The sequence below is a fragment of the Citrobacter braakii genome, assembly GCF_002075345.1.
GTDB classification, from domain to species: domain Bacteria; phylum Pseudomonadota; class Gammaproteobacteria; order Enterobacterales; family Enterobacteriaceae; genus Citrobacter; species Citrobacter braakii.
The window spans coordinates 73,030-91,477 of record NZ_NAEW01000014.1 but is presented as its reverse complement, the minus strand read 5'-3'; the positions used below and the strand labels follow the sequence as shown (position 1 = coordinate 91,477).

General features: G+C 49.4%; 18 protein-coding genes and 2 pseudogenes. 15 read left to right on the top strand and 5 right to left on the bottom strand.

Annotation, left to right across the window (positions count from 1 at the left end; translation table 11 throughout):
- Window positions 1-5: 5 nt before the first annotated feature.
- The 3 genes from oppD to BZK42_RS21740 are packed head-to-tail and all read left to right on the top strand — an operon-like array spanning window position 6 to window position 2,903.
- A complete protein-coding gene (oppD, locus tag BZK42_RS21750) occupies window positions 6-1,019 on the top strand; it encodes a murein tripeptide/oligopeptide ABC transporter ATP-binding protein OppD (RefSeq protein WP_003833364.1) in 1,014 nt (337 codons plus the stop codon).
- On the top strand, window positions 1,016-2,020 hold the full coding sequence (gene oppF / locus BZK42_RS21745; protein ID WP_016156729.1) for a murein tripeptide/oligopeptide ABC transporter ATP-binding protein OppF: 1,005 nt from the start codon (window positions 1,016-1,018) through the stop codon (window positions 2,018-2,020). The genes oppD and oppF overlap by 4 nt, the downstream gene beginning before the upstream one ends.
- A gap of 46 nt (window positions 2,021-2,066) precedes the next feature.
- Window positions 2,067-2,903 (top strand): ion transporter, encoded by an 837-nt coding sequence (locus BZK42_RS21740; protein WP_016156728.1) that lies wholly within the window; start codon window positions 2,067-2,069, stop codon window positions 2,901-2,903.
- Window positions 2,904-2,939: 36 nt separating this feature from the next.
- Here BZK42_RS21740 and BZK42_RS21735 read toward each other — a convergent pair whose 3' ends face one another.
- Together BZK42_RS21735 and cls are read right to left on the bottom strand one after the other, a co-directional pair.
- On the bottom strand, window positions 2,940-3,269 hold the full coding sequence (locus BZK42_RS21735) for an HI1450 family dsDNA-mimic protein (protein WP_003020691.1): 330 nt from the start codon (window positions 3,267-3,269) through the stop codon (window positions 2,940-2,942).
- Between the two features lie 34 nt (window positions 3,270-3,303).
- Window positions 3,304-4,764, bottom strand: a complete 1,461-nt coding sequence (gene cls, locus BZK42_RS21730) for a cardiolipin synthase (RefSeq protein WP_016156727.1) — start codon at window positions 4,762-4,764, stop codon at window positions 3,304-3,306.
- Between the two features lie 142 nt (window positions 4,765-4,906).
- On the opposite strand from cls, the gene BZK42_RS28445 reads away from it, so the two are divergent.
- A complete protein-coding gene (locus BZK42_RS28445) occupies window positions 4,907-5,080 on the top strand; it encodes a YciY family protein (protein WP_016153268.1) in 174 nt (57 codons plus the stop codon).
- 255 nt (window positions 5,081-5,335) lie between these two features.
- Entirely contained in the window at window positions 5,336-6,529 is a 1,194-nt protein-coding gene (locus BZK42_RS21725) for a tyrosine-type recombinase/integrase (RefSeq protein ID WP_047418113.1), read from the top strand.
- 238 nt (window positions 6,530-6,767) lie between these two features.
- On the opposite strand, the gene BZK42_RS21715 is transcribed toward BZK42_RS21725, so the two are convergent.
- Both BZK42_RS21715 and BZK42_RS21710 read right to left on the bottom strand, forming a co-directional pair.
- Window positions 6,768-7,010 carry a DUF4060 family protein gene (locus BZK42_RS21715; protein ID WP_019076930.1) on the bottom strand — a complete coding sequence of 81 codons (243 nt, stop codon included), beginning with the start codon at window positions 7,008-7,010 and terminating at the stop codon, window positions 6,768-6,770.
- Between the two features lie 39 nt (window positions 7,011-7,049).
- Window positions 7,050-8,078, bottom strand: a complete 1,029-nt coding sequence (locus tag BZK42_RS21710; protein WP_080860117.1) for a RecT family recombinase — start codon at window positions 8,076-8,078, stop codon at window positions 7,050-7,052.
- Between the two features lie 280 nt (window positions 8,079-8,358).
- Between BZK42_RS21710 and BZK42_RS21705 the strand changes: the two genes are divergently transcribed.
- From BZK42_RS21705 to BZK42_RS21660, 10 genes and pseudogenes are all read left to right on the top strand, one after another.
- Window positions 8,359-9,315 (top strand): hypothetical protein, encoded by a 957-nt coding sequence (locus BZK42_RS21705; protein WP_080860115.1) that lies wholly within the window; start codon window positions 8,359-8,361, stop codon window positions 9,313-9,315.
- Window positions 9,316-9,339: 24 nt separating this feature from the next.
- On the top strand, window positions 9,340-9,717 hold the full coding sequence (locus BZK42_RS21700; RefSeq protein ID WP_047500758.1) for a hypothetical protein: 378 nt from the start codon (window positions 9,340-9,342) through the stop codon (window positions 9,715-9,717).
- A 120-nt stretch (window positions 9,718-9,837) separates the two neighbouring features.
- Window positions 9,838-10,086: pseudogene (locus BZK42_RS21695) on the top strand (phage repressor protein); the annotation flags it as partial.
- A 61-nt stretch (window positions 10,087-10,147) separates the two neighbouring features.
- On the top strand, window positions 10,148-10,612 hold the full coding sequence (locus tag BZK42_RS21690; protein ID WP_047418010.1) for a hypothetical protein: 465 nt from the start codon (window positions 10,148-10,150) through the stop codon (window positions 10,610-10,612).
- A complete protein-coding gene (locus BZK42_RS21685; RefSeq protein WP_019076987.1) occupies window positions 10,609-11,097 on the top strand; it encodes a DUF1833 family protein in 489 nt (162 codons plus the stop codon). Before BZK42_RS21690 ends, BZK42_RS21685 begins: the two co-directional genes overlap by 4 nt.
- 9 nt (window positions 11,098-11,106) lie before the next feature.
- Window positions 11,107-11,487 (top strand): hypothetical protein, encoded by a 381-nt coding sequence (locus BZK42_RS21680; protein WP_047502209.1) that lies wholly within the window; start codon window positions 11,107-11,109, stop codon window positions 11,485-11,487.
- Window positions 11,484-14,207 carry a host specificity factor TipJ family phage tail protein gene (locus BZK42_RS21675; RefSeq protein ID WP_080860113.1) on the top strand — a complete coding sequence of 908 codons (2,724 nt, stop codon included), beginning with the start codon at window positions 11,484-11,486 and terminating at the stop codon, window positions 14,205-14,207. Before BZK42_RS21680 ends, BZK42_RS21675 begins: the two co-directional genes overlap by 4 nt.
- Before the next feature lie 56 nt (window positions 14,208-14,263).
- Window positions 14,264-14,944, top strand: a complete 681-nt coding sequence (locus tag BZK42_RS29840; protein WP_143329714.1) for a hypothetical protein — start codon at window positions 14,264-14,266, stop codon at window positions 14,942-14,944.
- Window positions 14,835-15,080: pseudogene (locus BZK42_RS21665) on the top strand (S24/S26 family peptidase); the annotation flags it as partial. The gene BZK42_RS29840 and the pseudogene BZK42_RS21665, both read left to right, overlap by 110 nt.
- Before the next feature lie 721 nt (window positions 15,081-15,801).
- Window positions 15,802-17,799, top strand: coding sequence for a BCCT family transporter (locus tag BZK42_RS21660; RefSeq protein ID WP_047418455.1), 1,998 nt, complete (start codon window positions 15,802-15,804; stop codon window positions 17,797-17,799).
- 304 nt (window positions 17,800-18,103) lie between these two features.
- On the opposite strand, the gene BZK42_RS21655 is transcribed toward BZK42_RS21660, so the two are convergent.
- Window positions 18,104-18,370 (bottom strand): hypothetical protein, encoded by a 267-nt coding sequence (locus tag BZK42_RS21655; protein WP_080860108.1) that lies wholly within the window; start codon window positions 18,368-18,370, stop codon window positions 18,104-18,106.
- Window positions 18,371-18,448: the final 78 nt, after the last annotated feature.

The following is an 18,448-nucleotide window of genomic DNA, read 5'->3' as shown; positions in this document are numbered from 1 at the left end:
CAGCCATGAGCGTAATTGAAACCTCAACCGCGCCGCTCGCGCAACAACAGGCTAACGCACTGCTGAACGTTAAAGATCTGCGCGTGACGTTTGCCACCCCCGACGGCGATGTGACCGCGGTAAACGATTTAAACTTTTCTCTGCGAGCTGGAGAAACGCTGGGAATTGTTGGGGAATCCGGTTCAGGGAAATCGCAAACGGCCTTTGCCCTGATGGGCCTGCTGGCGGCAAATGGCCGTATCGGAGGTTCCGCAACCTTCAACGGACGTGAAATTCTGAATTTACCGGAACGAGAGTTGAACAAACTGCGCGCCGAGCAAATCTCGATGATTTTCCAGGACCCGATGACCTCTCTCAATCCGTACATGCGAGTCGGCGAGCAGTTGATGGAAGTTCTCATGCTGCATAAAGGCATGAGCAAAGCGGAAGCCTTTGAAGAATCTGTAAGAATGCTGGATGCGGTGAAAATGCCGGAAGCGCGTAAGCGTATGAAAATGTATCCGCATGAATTCTCCGGCGGGATGCGTCAGCGTGTAATGATCGCCATGGCACTGTTGTGCAGGCCTAAATTACTGATAGCCGATGAGCCGACTACTGCGCTCGATGTTACGGTACAGGCGCAAATCATGACCCTGCTGAATGAACTGAAAAGCGAATTCAACACTGCGATTATCATGATCACCCACGATCTGGGAGTAGTGGCCGGTATTTGCGATAAAGTTTTGGTGATGTACGCCGGACGTACCATGGAATATGGCAGTGCGCGGGATGTCTTTTATAAGCCCGTTCATCCGTATTCGATTGGTTTGCTGAATGCCGTACCTCGTCTGGATGCCGAAGGGGAAGAGATGCTGACTATCCCGGGCAACCCGCCGAACCTGTTGCGTCTACCAAAAGGCTGTCCATTCCAGCCGCGTTGCCCGCATGCGATGGAAATCTGTAGCAGTGCTCCGCCACTGGAAGAGTTTAGTCCGGGCCGCCTGCGCGCCTGCTTTAAACCGGTGGAGGAACTGGTATGAATGCGGTCACCGAACAACGAAAAGTGCTCCTTGAAATTGCCGATCTTAAAGTCCATTTCGACATTAAAGACGGCAAGCAGTGGTTCTGGCAGCCGTCTAAAACCCTGAAAGCGGTTGATGGCGTGACTCTGCGACTGTATGAAGGTGAAACCCTGGGCGTGGTCGGCGAATCAGGCTGTGGAAAATCGACTTTTGCCCGTGCGATTATTGGCCTGGTGAAAGCCACTGATGGAAAAGTCGCCTGGCTGGGTAAAGATTTGCTGGGCATGAAACCCGATGAGTGGCGGGAAGTGCGTAGCGATATTCAGATGATTTTCCAGGATCCGCTGGCATCATTGAATCCGCGCATGACCATCGGTGAAATCATTGCCGAACCGCTGCGGACTTATCATCCGAACCTGTCTGGTCAGGAAGTCCGCGACCGTGTGAAGGCGATGATGATGAAGGTGGGGTTGCTGCCAAATCTGATTAACCGCTACCCGCATGAGTTTTCCGGCGGTCAGTGTCAGCGTATTGGTATTGCCCGGGCGCTGATCCTCGAGCCGAAGCTGATTATTTGCGATGAACCGGTTTCGGCGCTGGACGTATCCATTCAGGCCCAGGTGGTGAACCTGTTACAACAGCTCCAGCGTGAAATGGGATTATCGTTAATCTTCATTGCTCACGACCTGGCGGTGGTGAAACATATCTCCGATCGCGTGCTGGTCATGTATCTCGGACACGCGGTGGAATTAGGGACTTATGATGAGGTGTACCATAATCCGCTGCACCCTTATACCAAGGCGTTGATGTCTGCAGTGCCGATTCCCGACCCGGATCAGGAAAGGAACAAGGTTATCCAGTTGCTGGAAGGCGAATTACCGTCGCCGATTAATCCTCCTTCCGGCTGCGTGTTCCGTACGCGCTGCCCGATTGCCGGACCGGAATGCGCAAAAACCCGCCCGGTTCTCGAAGGAAGTTTCCGTCACGCAGTTTCCTGCCTGAAAGTAGACCCGCTATAATCCAGAGGGCTGACAAAGGTCAGCCCTTCTTTTTGGTGAGGTATATGTGTCAGGTTTAGTCTCTTCTGTCCGCCGCGCGCTCTATCGCAAATTATTCGATTTAAACACCCGTTCAGGGCGTCGCTTTGAAGGTATGTGTGCGCTGTTCGCCTTGCTCAGCGTTATTGTTATCTTCATTGAGTCCGGCGTCGGGACGCAATACCATTTAACCTTCGAGGAATGGCGCATTTTTGTCTGGCTGGAGGTCTTTATTACTCTGGTCTTTACCCTCGAATATTTTCTTCGCTTATGCAGCTGGGCCAATCCCGCTAAATATGTGTTTAGCTTCTGGGGGATTATCGATCTGGCCACCATTCTACCGCTGTACGTGATGTGGCTATGGCCTGAAATCAGTTTGAGCTATGTCTTCGCCTGGCGAGCGATGCGTGTCCTGCGCGTCTTGCGTATTCTCAAGCTGCTGCGTTTTATGCCTTCTCTGCGAGTGTTCTGGAATGCGTTAAAAAGCGCCCGTCATCAACTGATGTTGTTCTATTCCTTTATTGCCATTCTGATGGTTGTTTTCGGCGCGATGATGTATCTGATAGAAGGGCCCAAATATGGCTTTACTACGCTGAATGCGTCTGTGTATTGGGCTATTGTTACGGTCACCACCGTCGGCTACGGTGACATTACACCGCACACGCCGTTGGGACGCATGGTGGCGTCAGTGCTTATCCTGATTGGATACTCTGTGATTGCGATACCGACCGGATTGATAACCACACACATGAGCAGTGCGTTCCAACAGCGCGGATATCAGCGTAGATGTCCACAGTGTCAGCAGGCGCAGCATGAACATAGTGCGCAGTTTTGTAACCGCTGCGGAAGTAAACTGCCGGGATAAAAATGAAAAAAGCTGCGAGAGCAGCTTTTTTGTTTGTTACTCGCGCCAGAGAATATGGCAGAGTTTGTGATCTTTTTCGCGACATAATAAAACGCGCGCAAAAATATCGTTAATCTCGCCGTCTTCTGTATCTGCCAGACCAATCACCACTTCGGCAAAGAAGTCAGGGTTCAGGTCAAAATCAACATGCTCCTGCCAGTCTTCTGCCGGGTCGAATAACTCGGCACCACCGCGCTCTTCAAACTGTAAATTGAACAGAATGATGTCGGCTGGATCCAGGTTGTCCGCAGCCAGTTCGAGAAAAATATCGTAAGCCTGCTCAAGCGTTTCGTCTTCAGTCAGGCGATTGTTCAAATCCATATCCATAATGACTACCTGTTTACTGTCTGATGGGCACGTTTTACAGCAACGGACTAAAGAAGTAAAACAGTCGCTCAGCGATCCGCTGCCAGAGTGGTCGTTTTACCCACAAACGGGCATCAAGCAGACGGGAACGCGAAATATAATCATCCTGTACTGCCGCGAGATCGCCACCGAATCCGGCATCATCAATGACCAGCGTGATTTCAAAATTGAGCCACAGACTGCGCATATCCAGGTTAACGGTACCGACCAGGCTCAGCTCGCCATCGACCAGTACGCTCTTGGTGTGCAGTAAGCCACCTTCGAACTGATAGATTTTAACGCCAGCCGCCAGCAACTCAGTGAAAAAGGCCCGGCTTGCCCAGCCAACCAGCAGGGAATCATTCTTGCGTGGAAGAATAATACTGACGTCGACCCCGCGCTGCGCCGCTGTACAGATCGCGTGCAGCAGATCGTCGCTGGGAACGAAGTAGGGCGTGGTCATTATTAAATATTCACGCGCCGAATAAGCCGCGGTTAACAGCGCCTGATGAATCAAATCTTCAGGGAAGCCAGGTCCCGAAGCGATTGTGTGAATGGTGTGGCCACTGGCCTGCTCAAATGGCATGATATTGACGTCTGGCGGCGGGGGCAGAATGCGCTTGCCGGTCTCAATTTCCCAGTCGCAGGAATAGACAATGCCCATAGCGGTGGCTACCGGGCCTTCCATTCTCGCCATCAAATCCACCCATTGCCCGACGCCGGCATCTTGTTTGAAGAAACGCGGATCGACCATGTTCATGCTGCCGGTATAAGCAATATAGTTATCGATCATGATCATTTTGCGGTGCTGACGCAGGTCCATACGGCGTAAAAATACACGCATCAGGTTTACTTTCAGCGCTTCAACAACCTCGATACCCGCGTTACGCATCATCGCCGCCCATGGGCTGCGGAAGAACGCCACGCTACCCGCGGAATCCAGCATCAGGCGGCAGTGAATTCCACGCCTTGCGGCAGCCATTAATGACTCGGCGACCTGATCGGCCATACCGCCTGGTTGCCAGATGTAGAACACCATCTCGATGTTGTGACGCGCCAGTTGAATATCACGGATCAATGCCTGCATCACGTCCTCTGAACTGGTGAGCAACTGCAATTGATTCCCTTTAACGCCAGCGATTCCCTGACGACGCTCGCACAGCTTAAATAAGGATGACGCGACGCTGCTGTTTTCCTGCGCAAAAATATGCTTACAGGCTTTAAGATCGTTCAGCCACTTGGCCGTTGACGGCCACATTGCCCGGGCGCGTTCGGCGCGACGTTTACCCAGGTGGAGCTCACCGAAGGAAAGATAAGCAATGATCCCTACCAATGGCAGAATATAGATGATCAAAAGCCAGGCCATTGCGGAGGGCACTGCGCGTCGTTTCATTAGAATGCGTAATGTTACGCCAGCAATGAGTACCCAGTAACCCAGAATGACCAGCCAACTCACCACGGTGTAGAAGGTTGTCATAAATTTAAAAATCCTTTTGAAAGCGTATTGTTAAGAGTTTACGCATCAGGATTAATCTGGCAAATAAAAACACGGGAAAACCACTGGTCTGCATTCGGTGTGGCGTTATAATGGCCGCTCAGTGACTGAAAGAGTAGTAAACATGAAGCGTAGTAGAACGGAAGTGGGACGCTGGCGGATGCTGCGTCAGGCTAGCCGCCGTAAAGCACGTTGGCTTGAAGGACAATCGCGCCGTAATATGCGTATCCATACCATCAGAAAGTGTATTCTCAACCATCAACGTAACTCGTTGCTGTTTGCGATCCACAACATCTGATCTCAAAAGGGCACCGCTGTCGGTGCCCAATGTCTGCTTTTCGTTTTGTTTTTAAAATACTTTTTTGTATTGTCATTCGGCCTATTTCGAAGAATTCCGCGTAAAAACGTTCTGTTACGCTAAAGCCTTCTATTACCTGCCTTTCGGCCTTCCAATCATCACACTTTGAGTACAAGTGTTACATTGCGGGTGGCTTAGAGCAACGAGTTTTGTGTACACTTTTGCGTACTCAAAAGCCAAATGTGTACCCATTCAATGATCACTGACACAAAGCTCAGGAAGGCCCTTGGCAAGAAGCGCGATGATATCGAAACCATTTCAGATTCTCACGGACTCAACGCAAGGATCAGCCAGGCTGGAAAAGTTTCTTTCTTCTATCGATACAGATGGGCTGGTAAAGCTGTAAAACTCAATGTCGGTGATTATCCAGCAATGAGCATTGTTCAGGCAAGGGAAAGGCGTCAACAGTTCAGAACGTGGCTAACTGAAGGTTTAGATCCTCGCGAGCAAGTGAAGCTGGAAAAATTATCTCGCGAAGGTTCTATGACAGTGGCTGAAGCCTTCGATTATTGGATCGAGAAACACTGCATCGCGAATCAACTCACAAAGACGGATTATTATCAGCTGGTATTCGCCAAACATATCGCCGAACCGATGCGGAACGTCAAAGTCGATAACTCGACAAAAATGCACTGGATAGATGTATTTGATCAGATTGAAAGCAGGGTAATGGCCCACTATATGCTTTCGCTGTGCAAACGTTCATTCAGGTTCTGTATTAACCGAGGCGTAATATCGACCAATCCGCTCGAGGGATTGCTACCCACTGACGTTGGCCAAAAACCGAAAAAGAGAACGCGGCGGCTGGATGACAGTGAGCTGGTAGCTATTTATCGGTGGCTGCAAAATCGCATGTCTATAGAGTCCGTATTTCTTGTGAAGTTTATTATGCTGACCGGTTGTAGAACGGCAGAAATTCGATTAAGCGAAAGGTCGTGGTTTAGACTGAATGAAAATGAGTGGATAGTTCCTGCTGGAAGTTACAAAACGCGAGTGCACATGAGAAGGGCTCTTTCTGATGCTGCGGTGGGGTTGGTCAAAAATCATCTTGAGAAGATCAACACAAAACACTTAGTCACCTCACAGCGCTTACTGGATGGTGAAATCAAGGACGTCCCAGTACATCCGCCAGTCGCTTCAAATTACGCAAGGTATATTTGGTCTGCTGCGGGAATGGAACCCTGGTCTCTCCATGATATGAGAAGAACGATCGCGACAAACCTTTCAGAACTTGGCTGTCCGCCGCATGTGATTGAAAAACTACTTGGTCATCAGATGGTCGGTGTAATGGCTCACTACAATCTGCACGACTACATCGATGACCAAAAACACTGGCTCCACGTTTGGCAGAGCCATCTTGAAAGTATCATTGGTGAGCCATTCAGTTAATTGGCTGTTTCACACCTTCCCACTCTTTGACTGACTCCGACTTCCAGCGGTTTGGGTTACCAGGAAAATCAGGAGCAGGGAACGGCTTCGCAAAACCCCGCGGCATAGTTTCTGTGCTTTGCCATGACCAAAGGGTTTTACGTGAGATTTTGTATCGACTGGTCAGGTCTGACGTCAGCAAAATATCATCCATCGTTTTTCTCCAATGGCCCGTACTGGGCCATTTATAAAAGTAATATCAACTCACCTGACCCGGCAGCGCTCGCAATCTGCGCATGCCTGTCATCGCCGTGGCCACGTAGCTCGCCTTGCGGTTCACTACCTCCACCCAGACCTTCACACCTTCAACTCTCACCGTGTACGTTTCCTTCATCTTGCTGCGTCCGTAGTCGCCGTAGCGTTCGTGATGAGTGGCCAGCGCGATGTCGCATGCCTGACGCGCTAACGGAGACTGCTGATTGGCTCGGTTAATTAGTCGCATTACATCTCCTCAGTGGGAGGGCGGACCCTCCCAACTCAGTTAGCCAACGTATTCCGGTTTCATATCCGCCAGGGTGATGCTGAACTGCTCGTGCAGTTCGTCGCCCATATGACGCTTATTTGCTGCCAGCACTCGCTCGACTTCGACGAATCGTTCCGCTGCATCCGGCTCATCAGGAGACGGTAGGGAGTTGATTGCGGCTTCAACCTTGTTGCGTGAATCAACCAGGTAATAACGTTTCACCGCTTTGTTCTTCAGCTCAGTGAACAGGGCTGAACCCAGCGTAACCTTCGCGCTTTCGATATCAGCGCGCAGCGCTTTGGCGCTATCAACATCCTGTGCAGCATCTATACGCTCGCGGAAATCATCAGCCAGTGAGTCGATATTTACCGACGACTCCTGCGTGCTCTGCGTGGTTGTGACGGTGTCACCAGAAATTTCAGCCAGGTTAACGTGCTTCGGTGCCGGGTTAATCTCTTTCTCAGTGCGTGGCTCAACTTCATCTGGACTGTAGACGCCGAGGATGACTTCTGGGCAGTACAGGCGAGCCCAGTATTTCACTGCCAGATAAGCGATCTGCTGTTTCGGCGCTGTTTTCCACAATGGAGAGTTACGTGTGGTGATATCAGCCAGGTAGATTTGCTCTCCCCAGGTGATTTCATCTTCTCCGCGCAGTACAGCGCCAACCCGGATAAATAGGCCTGATTCATCGCGGCCGTCTTTTTTGCCGGCGATTTTCTCCCAGTCACCGCCATATTCGTAATGGAAGCGACCAATGATGGCGCTGGAGCTGGAAATCACTGCGTTAACCAGTTGCGCTTCGTAACCCAGTACGCCGTTGACCAGGTGTGTTTTCTGGGCAACCGCGTATGGATTCATTCCCCACTGCATGGCCTGCATGACGATCGCCATACAGTCAGCGGGTTTCCCCGCAAGGTGTTTGGGAACGGTGACGGCAGATTGCGCCATCAATTCAGCGAAAGAGGTGAGCTGTCCGAGCGCCTGCACGTTGAATATGGGACAGGTGTTCAGAATGTAAGCAGCAGTCAGAACGCCACAACCGTCCATGCTCCAATTGAGCAAAATGTTTATGTTCAGGGCGGTGATCCAGAACAGCTAACAGCCACGCTGAGGAAGAACAATGAAGATCTATCCAGAACGATAATCAAACTCATAGATCAGAAAATGACCGGAGAGGTGATAAATCCGCAGGGAAATTTCGGAAAGGCTCTAAAAAGTCGTTATGTGCGCGGATACAAAGAGTGATAAGTAATGAAAAGAATCTAAGCATTGTTCTGTTCCAACCCTATGATAATCTGTTTTCGACAGCACTTGAAGGGCAAGAAACATGGATGACAATACCAATATAGCAAGCTTTAAAATAATCTTGGACGGTTTTCGTGAGGATAGCGATGCTAAAGCTGTTGGTGTGGCTGTAGGTGCCACCATTCAAAAATTAGCTAACGCACTAAATCTTGCATCGTTAGTAGGAGTAACCATCTCTTACAATTATCAATTAGCTCTAAATTCTGTCGATAGAGGGTTTGAAACATCAATGGAGCTTTCCCCATCAAGCGGGGATGTTATTGGTGTCGCAATGACAGTTGGGGTGTTAAGGGATGGTAAGAATTGTGCCTACATAGTTTTTCACGCTCCATATCTTGAGGGAATTCTTGAGCCGAACTCAGAAGACTGGTTGATCGCTCTAGGGATCATTGCACATGAATGTGCTCATGTCTCCAACTTAGCAGCATTAAACAAATGCTTCCCCGGCATGTTGCTTACACATAGATGCAAAAATATTCATGATCAACTTCGTATCAATTGTTGGATGGCAGTAATCGAGGAATATTGTGCAACTAGGTTGTCAGTGGTGTTTGATGAAAGGCAGATCGATAGGTTAAAGGATACATTCATTAAACAAGCGGAAAACCTTTACGACTATGTGAAGGATGAAACATTTCATTATCAGATGCACAGAGATGTTGATCTCACATTGGATAAAGTTTATTCAGCAATAGCCTCCACATTGACTCTTGCCGCATACTATCTAGGAGCATGCGCAGGAATGAGCGTTAATTTCAGGGAAGGTAATGAAGAAACCTTTCCATCTTTCGAATGGCTTCTCCCATTTATTGAAAGATTGGATTTTGCGTGTGATGGTATTTTTGAACGTTATGGTCATTGGGAGGGGGTTGATGAGATGGAGGTTATCTCAGACATCCTCGATTCTATAGCTGTTCATCTTGGTGTAACGGTAAGAGAGACTCCCAAAGGGATACATGTGGGTATAAACTCTTTTTGACTTTCGACCTTAGAGGAAAATAAAATGAAAAAAATAGTTGCAATAATAATTCCATTAATTCTTTCTTCATTGCTCGGGTGTACCTACACAAATCATTATGAAAGCGGAACAAAAATATCCGCTGAGAAGGTGCAAAAGATTGTTAAGGGAAAGACTACAGAAGCGGATCTGATTAACATGTTCGGTCAGCCTTTCTCAAAAGGTGTCGTGAGCGAAAATGAAACCAAATGGATTTATACGCACAACACAGTTTCCGCTTCGGCGCAGGCATTTACAATGAAAACAACGTCAAACGCTGAGATGACTACATTGGATATTCTTTTGAGGGATGGAGTTGTTATTAATTACGCATATACCAAGTCTCCATTAAATCCAACCATGAATATGAAAACGTCCCTGTGACACGAAGGCCCACTCAGGTGGGCTTTTTAACAATTAGTGCCATTTACTTGATGCCCTCAAGATATCTCTAACTCACCATATCTACTCATACTTCATCGTATCTAATCGCGGGTAAGAGTCCATGACGCTATCCCGCTGCCGGTGATTGAAGAGCATTACTTCACGGCAGCAGAGGCTGGACTGAAAATGGGCGTCAGCGCCAATAAAATCGGCCGCATAGCTAACGCGAATAACCTCAAAACTGAGCAGTACGGCAAATTCTTTCGGGATAAGTCGGCTCACTCCACTAAGCAGGTTGAAGCATTCCGCTATAACACCAACGGCATTGAATCTCTTCGCCATCTGAACCATGGTGCTGATGTTGCCTGACGGATAACAAATTTAGGTCAAGAACCCGCTTAACGGCGGGTTTTTTATGCCCGGAGGAAAAGTGGCAGAAAAATACTACCCCCACGACTATCTCCCTATGCCGCTTCAGGATGGCTATGCATTTCAGCCAGTCAGTCCGTTAATGCGTACCGAAATGACAACCGGCCGTGCCCGCCAGCGCCGGGCATTCATTTCCACGCCAACACAGGCAAATGTGCAGTGGCTTTTTGAAACGGACATTCAGGCCCAGCTATTTGAGGCTTGGTACCGCGAAACGATCACTGACGGTGCTGACTGGTTTTTTATGCGACTACAGACCCCGCTGGGCGTTGAGTTCTATAAATGCCGGTTCACCGATATCTATCAGGGGCCGACGCTGGTCGCCCCGATTTACTGGCAGTTCTCCGCGACGCTGGAGCTATGGACACGTCCTGTTCTTGGCGATGGCTGGGCTGAGTTCCCGGATTACATCATCAACAGTAGCATCATTGATATTGCACTTAACAGGGAGTGGCCCGAAGCATGACCAGCCCGACTTTAAAACGACTGTACGCCTCTTCCGGTGAAGAGGTCATTATCAAAACCCTGCAGATCAACATCGGTGATGATGCTCTGTATCTCTGTGATGGCTATGACGACATAACCGCGACAACGGAAACCGGCGAAGAAGTGACATTTATCGCAAGCACCATCGACGTTGCGTTACCTGCGCGAAACAGCGACGGTACACAGGATCTACAGTTTGCAGTCTCTAACATTAATGGCGAGGCATCGACATCCGTGCGTAGCGCGCTGGAAAACTTGCGTGGCGCCACAGTGACTTACCGCCAGTTTACCTCTGACGATTTAACCGCTCCCGCCGAACGTCCTTATACCCTGACGGTTAAAAACGGGTACTGGACCGCGACGCAGGCGCAGATTATCGCAGGGTACATGAACGTGCTGGATACAGCCTGGCCCCGCTATCGCTACACACTCCCGTTCTATCCTGGCCTTCGTTACATGAGCTAAGGAGTTTCAATGTTCAATCAAGATAAATACCTTTCAGTCAAATGGCTGAAGGGCGGACGCGCTTACCCTGAACTTGACTGTTTCGGCATCGTGAATGAAGTTCGTCGCGATCTGGGGCTTCATGAATGGCCGGATTTTGCCGGAGTGACTAAAGACGATGGTGGCCTTGATCGAGAAGCAAAAAGTTTCTCACTGACTCTTTCCCAATGCGAGCCATGCGCTGGTGCAGGGGTTTATTGCTATTCCGGTTCAACAGTGACGCATGTTGCAGTCGTGGTGGATATCAACGAGCAACTTTATGTTGTGGAATGCAACCCAAAGACCAACGTGACCATCCTTCCATTGCCGCGCTTTATGCGTCGGTTTGTTAAAGTGGAGTTCTGGCAGTGACTATCAGAATTTATCCATCCCGGTTACCCGGCGAGCCGCTGGAAATACATGAACATGGCGCGCTGACTCTTCATCAGTGGTTGTCGGGCAACGTTGATAATTATCGTTCAGATATTAAACACCCGATTGCGGTTGAAGTTGATGGCGAAAATATTCCCGCAACGGAATGGTTCGATTATGTCATAGCCCCATCCAGTGAAGTACGTATCTATCCGATCCCTTTCGGGCTGGAGGCCGGGACAATTGCGTGGATAGCTGTTGCTATTTCTGCCGCATCCGTTGCATATGCGCTATTTTTTGCACCAGGCGCGGTCGATCCGGGAGGGTATTCATCAGGAACAGGCGATTCACTCGATGTAAACCCGGCTAAAGCCAACCAGGCTAAGCTTGGGGAGCCGATTCGTGAGCTGTTCGGACGCCGCCGAATTTACCCCGATTACGTAGTACAGCCGGTAACCCGCTTCAGCCAGGATGATCCGACAGTGATGACCGTTGAAATGTTCGTCGCGCTGGGATTCGGACAATTTTCATTCGGCAAAGGGGATATGCGTATTGGTGCCACGCCTGTTTCATCGCTGGGTGATAGTTTCGCGTACACCGTTTTTCAGCCCGGCCAGAATGTGGCTGGTGATCGCCGTAGCGAAAACTGGTTTAACTCCACTGAAGTTGGAGGCACCAGCTCTGGCGCCGGGCTGGATATGGCCCAGACGGCGCCGGACAAGGATGATGTTGTTGCGCAGTCACTGACGGTGTCTGGAAGCACAATCACGTTTAACGGATTAAGCGCTGACGACGATACTGCAACAAACGAGCTGCCTGATTCGTGGATTGCTGGCGCAACGGTTGAGCTAATCGTACCCGATCAGTTTGTTGTAACCAACGATGGCGCATACAGCCGAATTACCAGTGACAATCTGGCGGAACTCGCCCCTTATGTCGGCATGCCGGTAACGCTCTGGTACAACAGCGTCGACTATAGCCTGTTTATCGCTTCGTATACGCCGCATGCAGACGCGACAGAGGAAGAAGAGGAAGTCACCGCCTCGGTAACGCTGGCTTATGAGAGTGACACCGGCACGCCTTTTACGGGTATTCCAGAGGGGGATATCAGGCTTTCCGTTTCTCACGCCGGATATCAGTACAAAATTTTCGACGTTGACGGCACAAGTGTGACTCTTCAGCGCTTGATTGACGGCGTTGTCAATAACACATGGCCGGGTTTCGTTGCGCGCACCGTGCTTGATTTTGACGCATCTGGCGTTAACCAGAATGATTCCTGGATGGGGCCGTTTCTGGCATGCCCGGATAATGAAACCATCGACATGTTTGAAGTGAATTTCTTCTTCCCGAATGGCATTTGCTGGTACGACAAAAAAGGGAGAAAACAAAACAGAACGGTTCGCTGGGAAGTTCAGTACCGCGTCTATGGCTCTGGTTCTGGATGGATGAGCAAAACCGGCTCGTATAATACAAAAAATATAAATGGTCTTGGTTTTACTGAGCGCATCACGCTGAGTTCTCCTGGCCTTGTTGAAGTGCGGTGTCGACGCACTAACGAGCAGGGACAGGATAACAGCCGCGATAATATGTACTGGCAATCGTTGCGTGGCCGCCTTCTGACCTCGCCGTCATCGTACGCTGGCGTAACGACGATGGGTGTCACGGTGGAAACAGGCGGCAAGCTGGCCGCTCAGTCCGATCGCCGGGTGAACGTGGTAGCGACAAGGATTTACGACACTGGCGCACCAAGAAGCATCTCTGGCGCCCTGTACCACGTTGGTAACTCGCTGGGGCTGGATATGGACACCGACGCCATTGATGCGCTGGAAAGTGCGTACTGGACGCCTGGCAATGAGTTTTTCGATTTCGAGACGACTGACAGCACATCTGCGCTGGAGGTTTTGCAGAAGATAGCCAACGCCGGGAAAAGTTATTTTCTGTTGACGGACGGGCTTGCTTCGGTTGCGCGTGAAGGCGTAAAGCCATGGTCCGGGGTTATCAGTCCGCATGAGATGACTGAAGACCTGCAAACTGCATTCGTTGCTCCCTCCGGTGACGATTATGACGGTGTTGATGTCACGTATATCAACGGAACGACCTGGGCTGAGGAGACGGTACAGTGCCGGACCCCGGATAATCCAACCCCTGTCAAAATCGAAGACTACACTCTTGATGGTGTGCTTGATCGTGATCGCGCGTACCAAATCGGCATGCGCCGGTTGATGAAGTATCAGCAGCAGCGGCTGACCCATACGACATCTACTGAGCTGGACGCACTTTGCTATAACATCGGCGACCGTATCGTGCTGACTGACGATATACCCGGTAGCCAGACGGTCAGCACACTGATTGAGTCGATGGCGTCTGTGGATGGCACAACGACATTCACGGTGACAGAGCGGCTTGACTGGTCGTTTCCAAATCCTCGCGTGCTGATTCGTTATCAGGATGGTTCGGCTTCCTCACTTATGGTGGCGACCAGTGCAGGTGATTACCGGGTTTCCGTGCCTTACCTGGCGACGTTCGATGACATGATTCTTGATGATCCCGGCATTGAACCGCCACGCCTGATTTTCTGCGACTCTTCACGAGTGGGCTATAACGTTCTTGTCTCAGAGATAGCCCCACAATCTGACGGCACATGTCAGATAACGGCGAAACAGTATAAACCCAGCTTCTACGATCACGACAATGCAACATATCCCGGCGATACAGCCTGATGTCACCTATTTAATTATCACCCGCTTCGGCGGGTTTTTTCGTTTATGAGGCTCATATGACGACTTATAACACCGGCAACCCGCTGGGATCTGCTGCTGCAAAAGACCTTAACGATAACGCGCAAAACATGGATTATCTGATGAATGACCAGGTGAATGATCGACGTAATGATCGTCTTGGACATTCCCGTAAAACCTGGCACGGCATGGAGTCAGCTCATGAGGAACAACTTGCCCGCTTTTCTGCTGCCTTTCAGGAATTTCTTGTTAAGTCCGGATATGACTTTCTCGGCGATTACGAGGACGGTCCTCTTACTTTCACTGCACGAAATCAGACAATCCGGTATCAGGGGCAGTTCTGGAGGCTGAACACAGCAACGGATGTTCCGTTCACCACCCGCGGAACGGATGCCATAAGCTGGGCAGAGGATGTTAAACATCTGGTCCTGATGGACGCTGACATGCTGCGTCAGGAACTGGCGCTACCGGATGGGGCCTGGCTGGTAGGACTGGGTGATTTGACGCTGGGGGAGATACTGGCTCAGAAAATCTTCATTATTGTCATTACCGGACAGTCGAATGCAGTCGGTGCAAATAGTGGAGGGCCTAATCCGGCAAGCGATAAAATCGTTAGATGCGTCACTTACTGCCTGCGATGGCTCACTGCTGATTTGTGCAATCGACGGGGAGTTCAGGATCAAGCGATATCGGACTCATCCTCAACCCCACTTGATTAATCTGGAGAGCGGGAGAAGGGAGGCGCTACCAGTAGATGATGACGGTTACGGTTCTGTACCTGCTATATTCGGGGTGATTACTTACATCATTAATGATGCCAGGAACGCGGAGTTTGATGATTGTCCGGCGATGTAGATAGAAACAAATCAATGGGAAAGGATAATTATGCTTGTTTGGTGGTTATTTAGCCACTTATGATATTGGTAATATTTTAGTTAAAAATATTAGATATCAATCACAGATATTTAATGACAATCGTCTTTGTAATGACTATAAATTTAGCCACGCGCTAAGGATATAGCGTATCCAAAATATGCACCGCTGTGTGATTACGGGTGTCTGTGAATGTCAGCAGGCACCCGGTTTTTAATCATCCACTACACAGTCACTGTACTGCCAGGCAAATTTAAAAGTTATGGTTGTGTTTCTCCCCAGTTATTCCCCGGAGTTTCCCCCGCTCAGACAGCAGGGATAAAAAAAGCCGTAACAGGCTGGTTCCTAAATGATTTTTGGTCGGCGCGAGAGGATTTGAATCTCCGACCTCCCCATGACGACGAGCCGCCGTCTTAAGGGCTGCTATGTGCCCAGAAGCAGACGCTGGTCATTCGTACTCAATATTGCTTCAATTAACGTATATCCCAAGTCTGATGCAGATTATGCAAATTTAATGCCCCAAGAAGTGGAAGGCTGACTAGCTAAGGAGCCCTTTAAAAATATGAATATATAAGATGATTTGTATCGAACCTCGTTGCACCATGCGTTCCGATTAATGCCGCATTGTCAGTTGAACTTTGCTACTCTATGAGTGGTAGTACCCTTTATCCAATGCGGATTTAAATTAATGGAATAAATGATTATGAGTGAAAATGATATAATCCCAAAGAAGTCTAAAAGCCAGATTAACAAAGCAGTGTTCTTTACATCTGCTTTGTTAATTTTCCTTCTTGTCGCCTTTGCCGCCGTATTCCCGGATGTCGCCGACAAAAATTTTAAACTACTTCAACAACAAATCTTCACGAATGCCAGCTGGTTCTATATCCTGGCTGTGGCCCTGATTTTACTGAGTGTCACGTTCTTGGGACTCTCACGCTACGGCGATATCAAGCTGGGCCCGGACCATGCGCAGCCTGATTTCAGCTACCACTCCTGGTTTGCGATGCTTTTTTCGGCAGGGATGGGGATCGGCCTGATGTTCTTTGGCGTTGCCGAACCTGTGATGCATTATCTTTCGCCTCCCGTCGGCACTCCAGAGACCGTTGCGGCAGCGAAGGAAGCAATGCGTCTGACCTTCTTCCACTGGGGCCTGCATGCATGGGCAATCTATGCCATTGTGGCGCTGATTCTGGCGTTCTTCAGTTACCGTCACGGTTTGCCTTTAACGCTGCGCTCCGCACTCTATCCCATTATTGGCGATCGCATATACGGGCCTGTAGGCCATGCGGTTGATATTTTCGCTGTTATAGGCACGGTCTTTGGCGTTGCTACATCGTTGGGTTACGGTGTTTTGCAGGTGAATGCCGGTTTGAACCATCTTTTCGGGATACCCATTAATGAAACTGTGCAGGTCATTCTGATCGTGGTCATCACGGGGTTAGCGACGATTTCAGTGGTGTCGGGCCTGGACAAGGGAATACGCATCCTGTCTGAGCTCAATCTGGGCCTGGCGTTGTTGCTGCTGGCGCTGGTCCTGTGTCTGGGACCAACCGTGCTGCTGCTGAAGTCATTTGTGGAAAATACGGGTGGTTATCTTTCAGAACTGGTGAGTAAAACGTTCAACCTTTACGCGTATGAACCTAAGTCGAGCAACTGGCTGGGAGGCTGGACATTATTGTATTGGGGATGGTGGCTTTCATGGTCGCCGTTTGTGGGGATGTTCATCGCACGGGTATCCCGCGGCCGAACCATTCGCGAGTTTGTCACCGGTGTGCTGTTTGTTCCTGCCGGCTTTACGCTCATGTGGATGACGGTATTTGGTAACAGCGCGATCTATCTTATTATGAACCAGGGGGCGACTGACCTCGCCAATACCGTTCAGCAGGATGTTGCTCTGGCCCTGTTCAATTTCCTGGAGCATTTCCCGTTCTCCTCCGTACTGTCATTCATTGCAATGGCGATGGTCATTGTCTTCTTTGTCACATCTGCTGATTCGGGGGCAATGGTTGTAGATACTCTGGCATCAGGTGGGGTGGCAAACACACCCGTCTGGCAGAGAATCTTCTGGGCCTCGCTCATGGGAATTGTTGCTATTGCGCTTCTCCTTGCAGGAGGGCTAAGCGCGCTGCAAACGGTGACAATAGCAAGTGCATTACCCTTCTCAGCTATCTTATTGATATCCATATACGGACTGTTAAAAGCCCTGCGTCGGGATTTGACTAAGCGTGAAAGCCTGAGCATGGCGACTATTGCTCCGACGGCTGCACGTAACCCAATTCCGTGGCAGAGAAGGTTGCGCAATATAGCTTATCTGCCGAAGCGTTCTCTTGTGAAACGCTTTATGGACGACGTTATCCAACCCGCCATGACGCTCGTTCAGGAAGAACTGAACAAGCAGGGGACGATAAGCCATATCAGTGACGCTGCCGATGATCGTATTCGACTTGAAGTCGATTTGGGCAACGAGCTGAATTATATTTATGAAGTGAGGCTTCGCGGGTATAACTCTCCGACATTCGCCCTGGCTGCGATGGATAATGATGAGCATCATGCTGAACAACATCGATATTATCGCGCTGAGGTCTATCTCAAAGAAGGTGGTCAAAATTATGATGTGATGGGCTGGAATCAGGAACAGCTTATTAATGACATACTCGACCAGTATGAAAAACATCTGCACTTCCTGCACCTGGTTCGTTAATATCCACATGCTGTCATGGAAGGCAGCATTTATTTATACCGACCGCAACCCGAGGAAATGCAGAAAGAATTCACGGTGACCATATAGATATCTGATAGGTATTTAATAAAATCAATTTATTTTGATTTATTATATGGCAACAATTCTAATAAAAAACCATGGTTGTGGGGCAAGCTATTCGGTTGTTGATAAGGAAAGGGCAAAGCATTCGCGTGAGGATGGGCGTCTGCTTTGTGCCAAGCGGACCTTGAGTGCTAATTATACTTTTGGAAACAGCAGCACAGGTTCTTACGCCATCACCAGATTATTTTTTCAATGGAAAAAGATGCAGGGTATTAGCTGCCAACGGGTATATCCCCAGCATTCGGGTTGACTCCTTCAGTTCTTCAAGGCTAGCGTTCTCCTGGGGTATACGGCCGCCCCAGATGGTTATGCCTTCCGACAGGTGCGCGGGGCGGCCTTGTTTCTCTTCACTAATTTCTATTGTTTCACCATTACTCAGTGTGATAATTAGAGATGTCACGTCCATAGGCTGGTTTTCTCCATTAACGTTCTTAAGTTCTACCTTCATCAATATACTCCTGTAGCGAGTTTGTGAATGCTGCTCCATGTATAGTAAGCACACTTACCGATAGCAAGAAAGACCACT

What these genes read in the sequence shown, in the direction of transcription:
- BZK42_RS21705 (WP_080860115.1), top strand. Translation starts at nt 8,359, where the DNA reads ATGGATGACAATACCAATATAGCAAGCTTTAAAATAATCTTGGACGGT.
- oppF (WP_016156729.1), top strand. Translation starts at nt 1,016, where the DNA reads ATGAATGCGGTCACCGAACAACGAAAAGTGCTCCTTGAAATTGCCGAT.
- BZK42_RS29840 (WP_143329714.1), top strand. Translation starts at nt 14,264, where the DNA reads ATGACGACTTATAACACCGGCAACCCGCTGGGATCTGCTGCTGCAAAA.
- BZK42_RS21685 (WP_019076987.1), top strand. Translation starts at nt 10,609, where the DNA reads ATGACCAGCCCGACTTTAAAACGACTGTACGCCTCTTCCGGTGAAGAG.
- BZK42_RS21655 (WP_080860108.1), bottom strand. Translation starts at nt 18,370, where the DNA reads ATGAAGGTAGAACTTAAGAACGTTAATGGAGAAAACCAGCCTATGGAC.
- oppD (WP_003833364.1), top strand. Translation starts at nt 6, where the DNA reads ATGAGCGTAATTGAAACCTCAACCGCGCCGCTCGCGCAACAACAGGCT.
- BZK42_RS21700 (WP_047500758.1), top strand. Translation starts at nt 9,340, where the DNA reads ATGAAAAAAATAGTTGCAATAATAATTCCATTAATTCTTTCTTCATTG.
- BZK42_RS21710 (WP_080860117.1), bottom strand. Translation starts at nt 8,078, where the DNA reads ATGGACGGTTGTGGCGTTCTGACTGCTGCTTACATTCTGAACACCTGT.
- BZK42_RS21660 (WP_047418455.1), top strand. Translation starts at nt 15,802, where the DNA reads ATGAGTGAAAATGATATAATCCCAAAGAAGTCTAAAAGCCAGATTAAC.
- BZK42_RS21680 (WP_047502209.1), top strand. Translation starts at nt 11,107, where the DNA reads ATGTTCAATCAAGATAAATACCTTTCAGTCAAATGGCTGAAGGGCGGA.
- BZK42_RS21725 (WP_047418113.1), top strand. Translation starts at nt 5,336, where the DNA reads ATGATCACTGACACAAAGCTCAGGAAGGCCCTTGGCAAGAAGCGCGAT.
- BZK42_RS28445 (WP_016153268.1), top strand. Translation starts at nt 4,907, where the DNA reads ATGAAGCGTAGTAGAACGGAAGTGGGACGCTGGCGGATGCTGCGTCAG.
- BZK42_RS21735 (WP_003020691.1), bottom strand. Translation starts at nt 3,269, where the DNA reads ATGGATATGGATTTGAACAATCGCCTGACTGAAGACGAAACGCTTGAG.
- BZK42_RS21715 (WP_019076930.1), bottom strand. Translation starts at nt 7,010, where the DNA reads ATGCGACTAATTAACCGAGCCAATCAGCAGTCTCCGTTAGCGCGTCAG.
- cls (WP_016156727.1), bottom strand. Translation starts at nt 4,764, where the DNA reads ATGACAACCTTCTACACCGTGGTGAGTTGGCTGGTCATTCTGGGTTAC.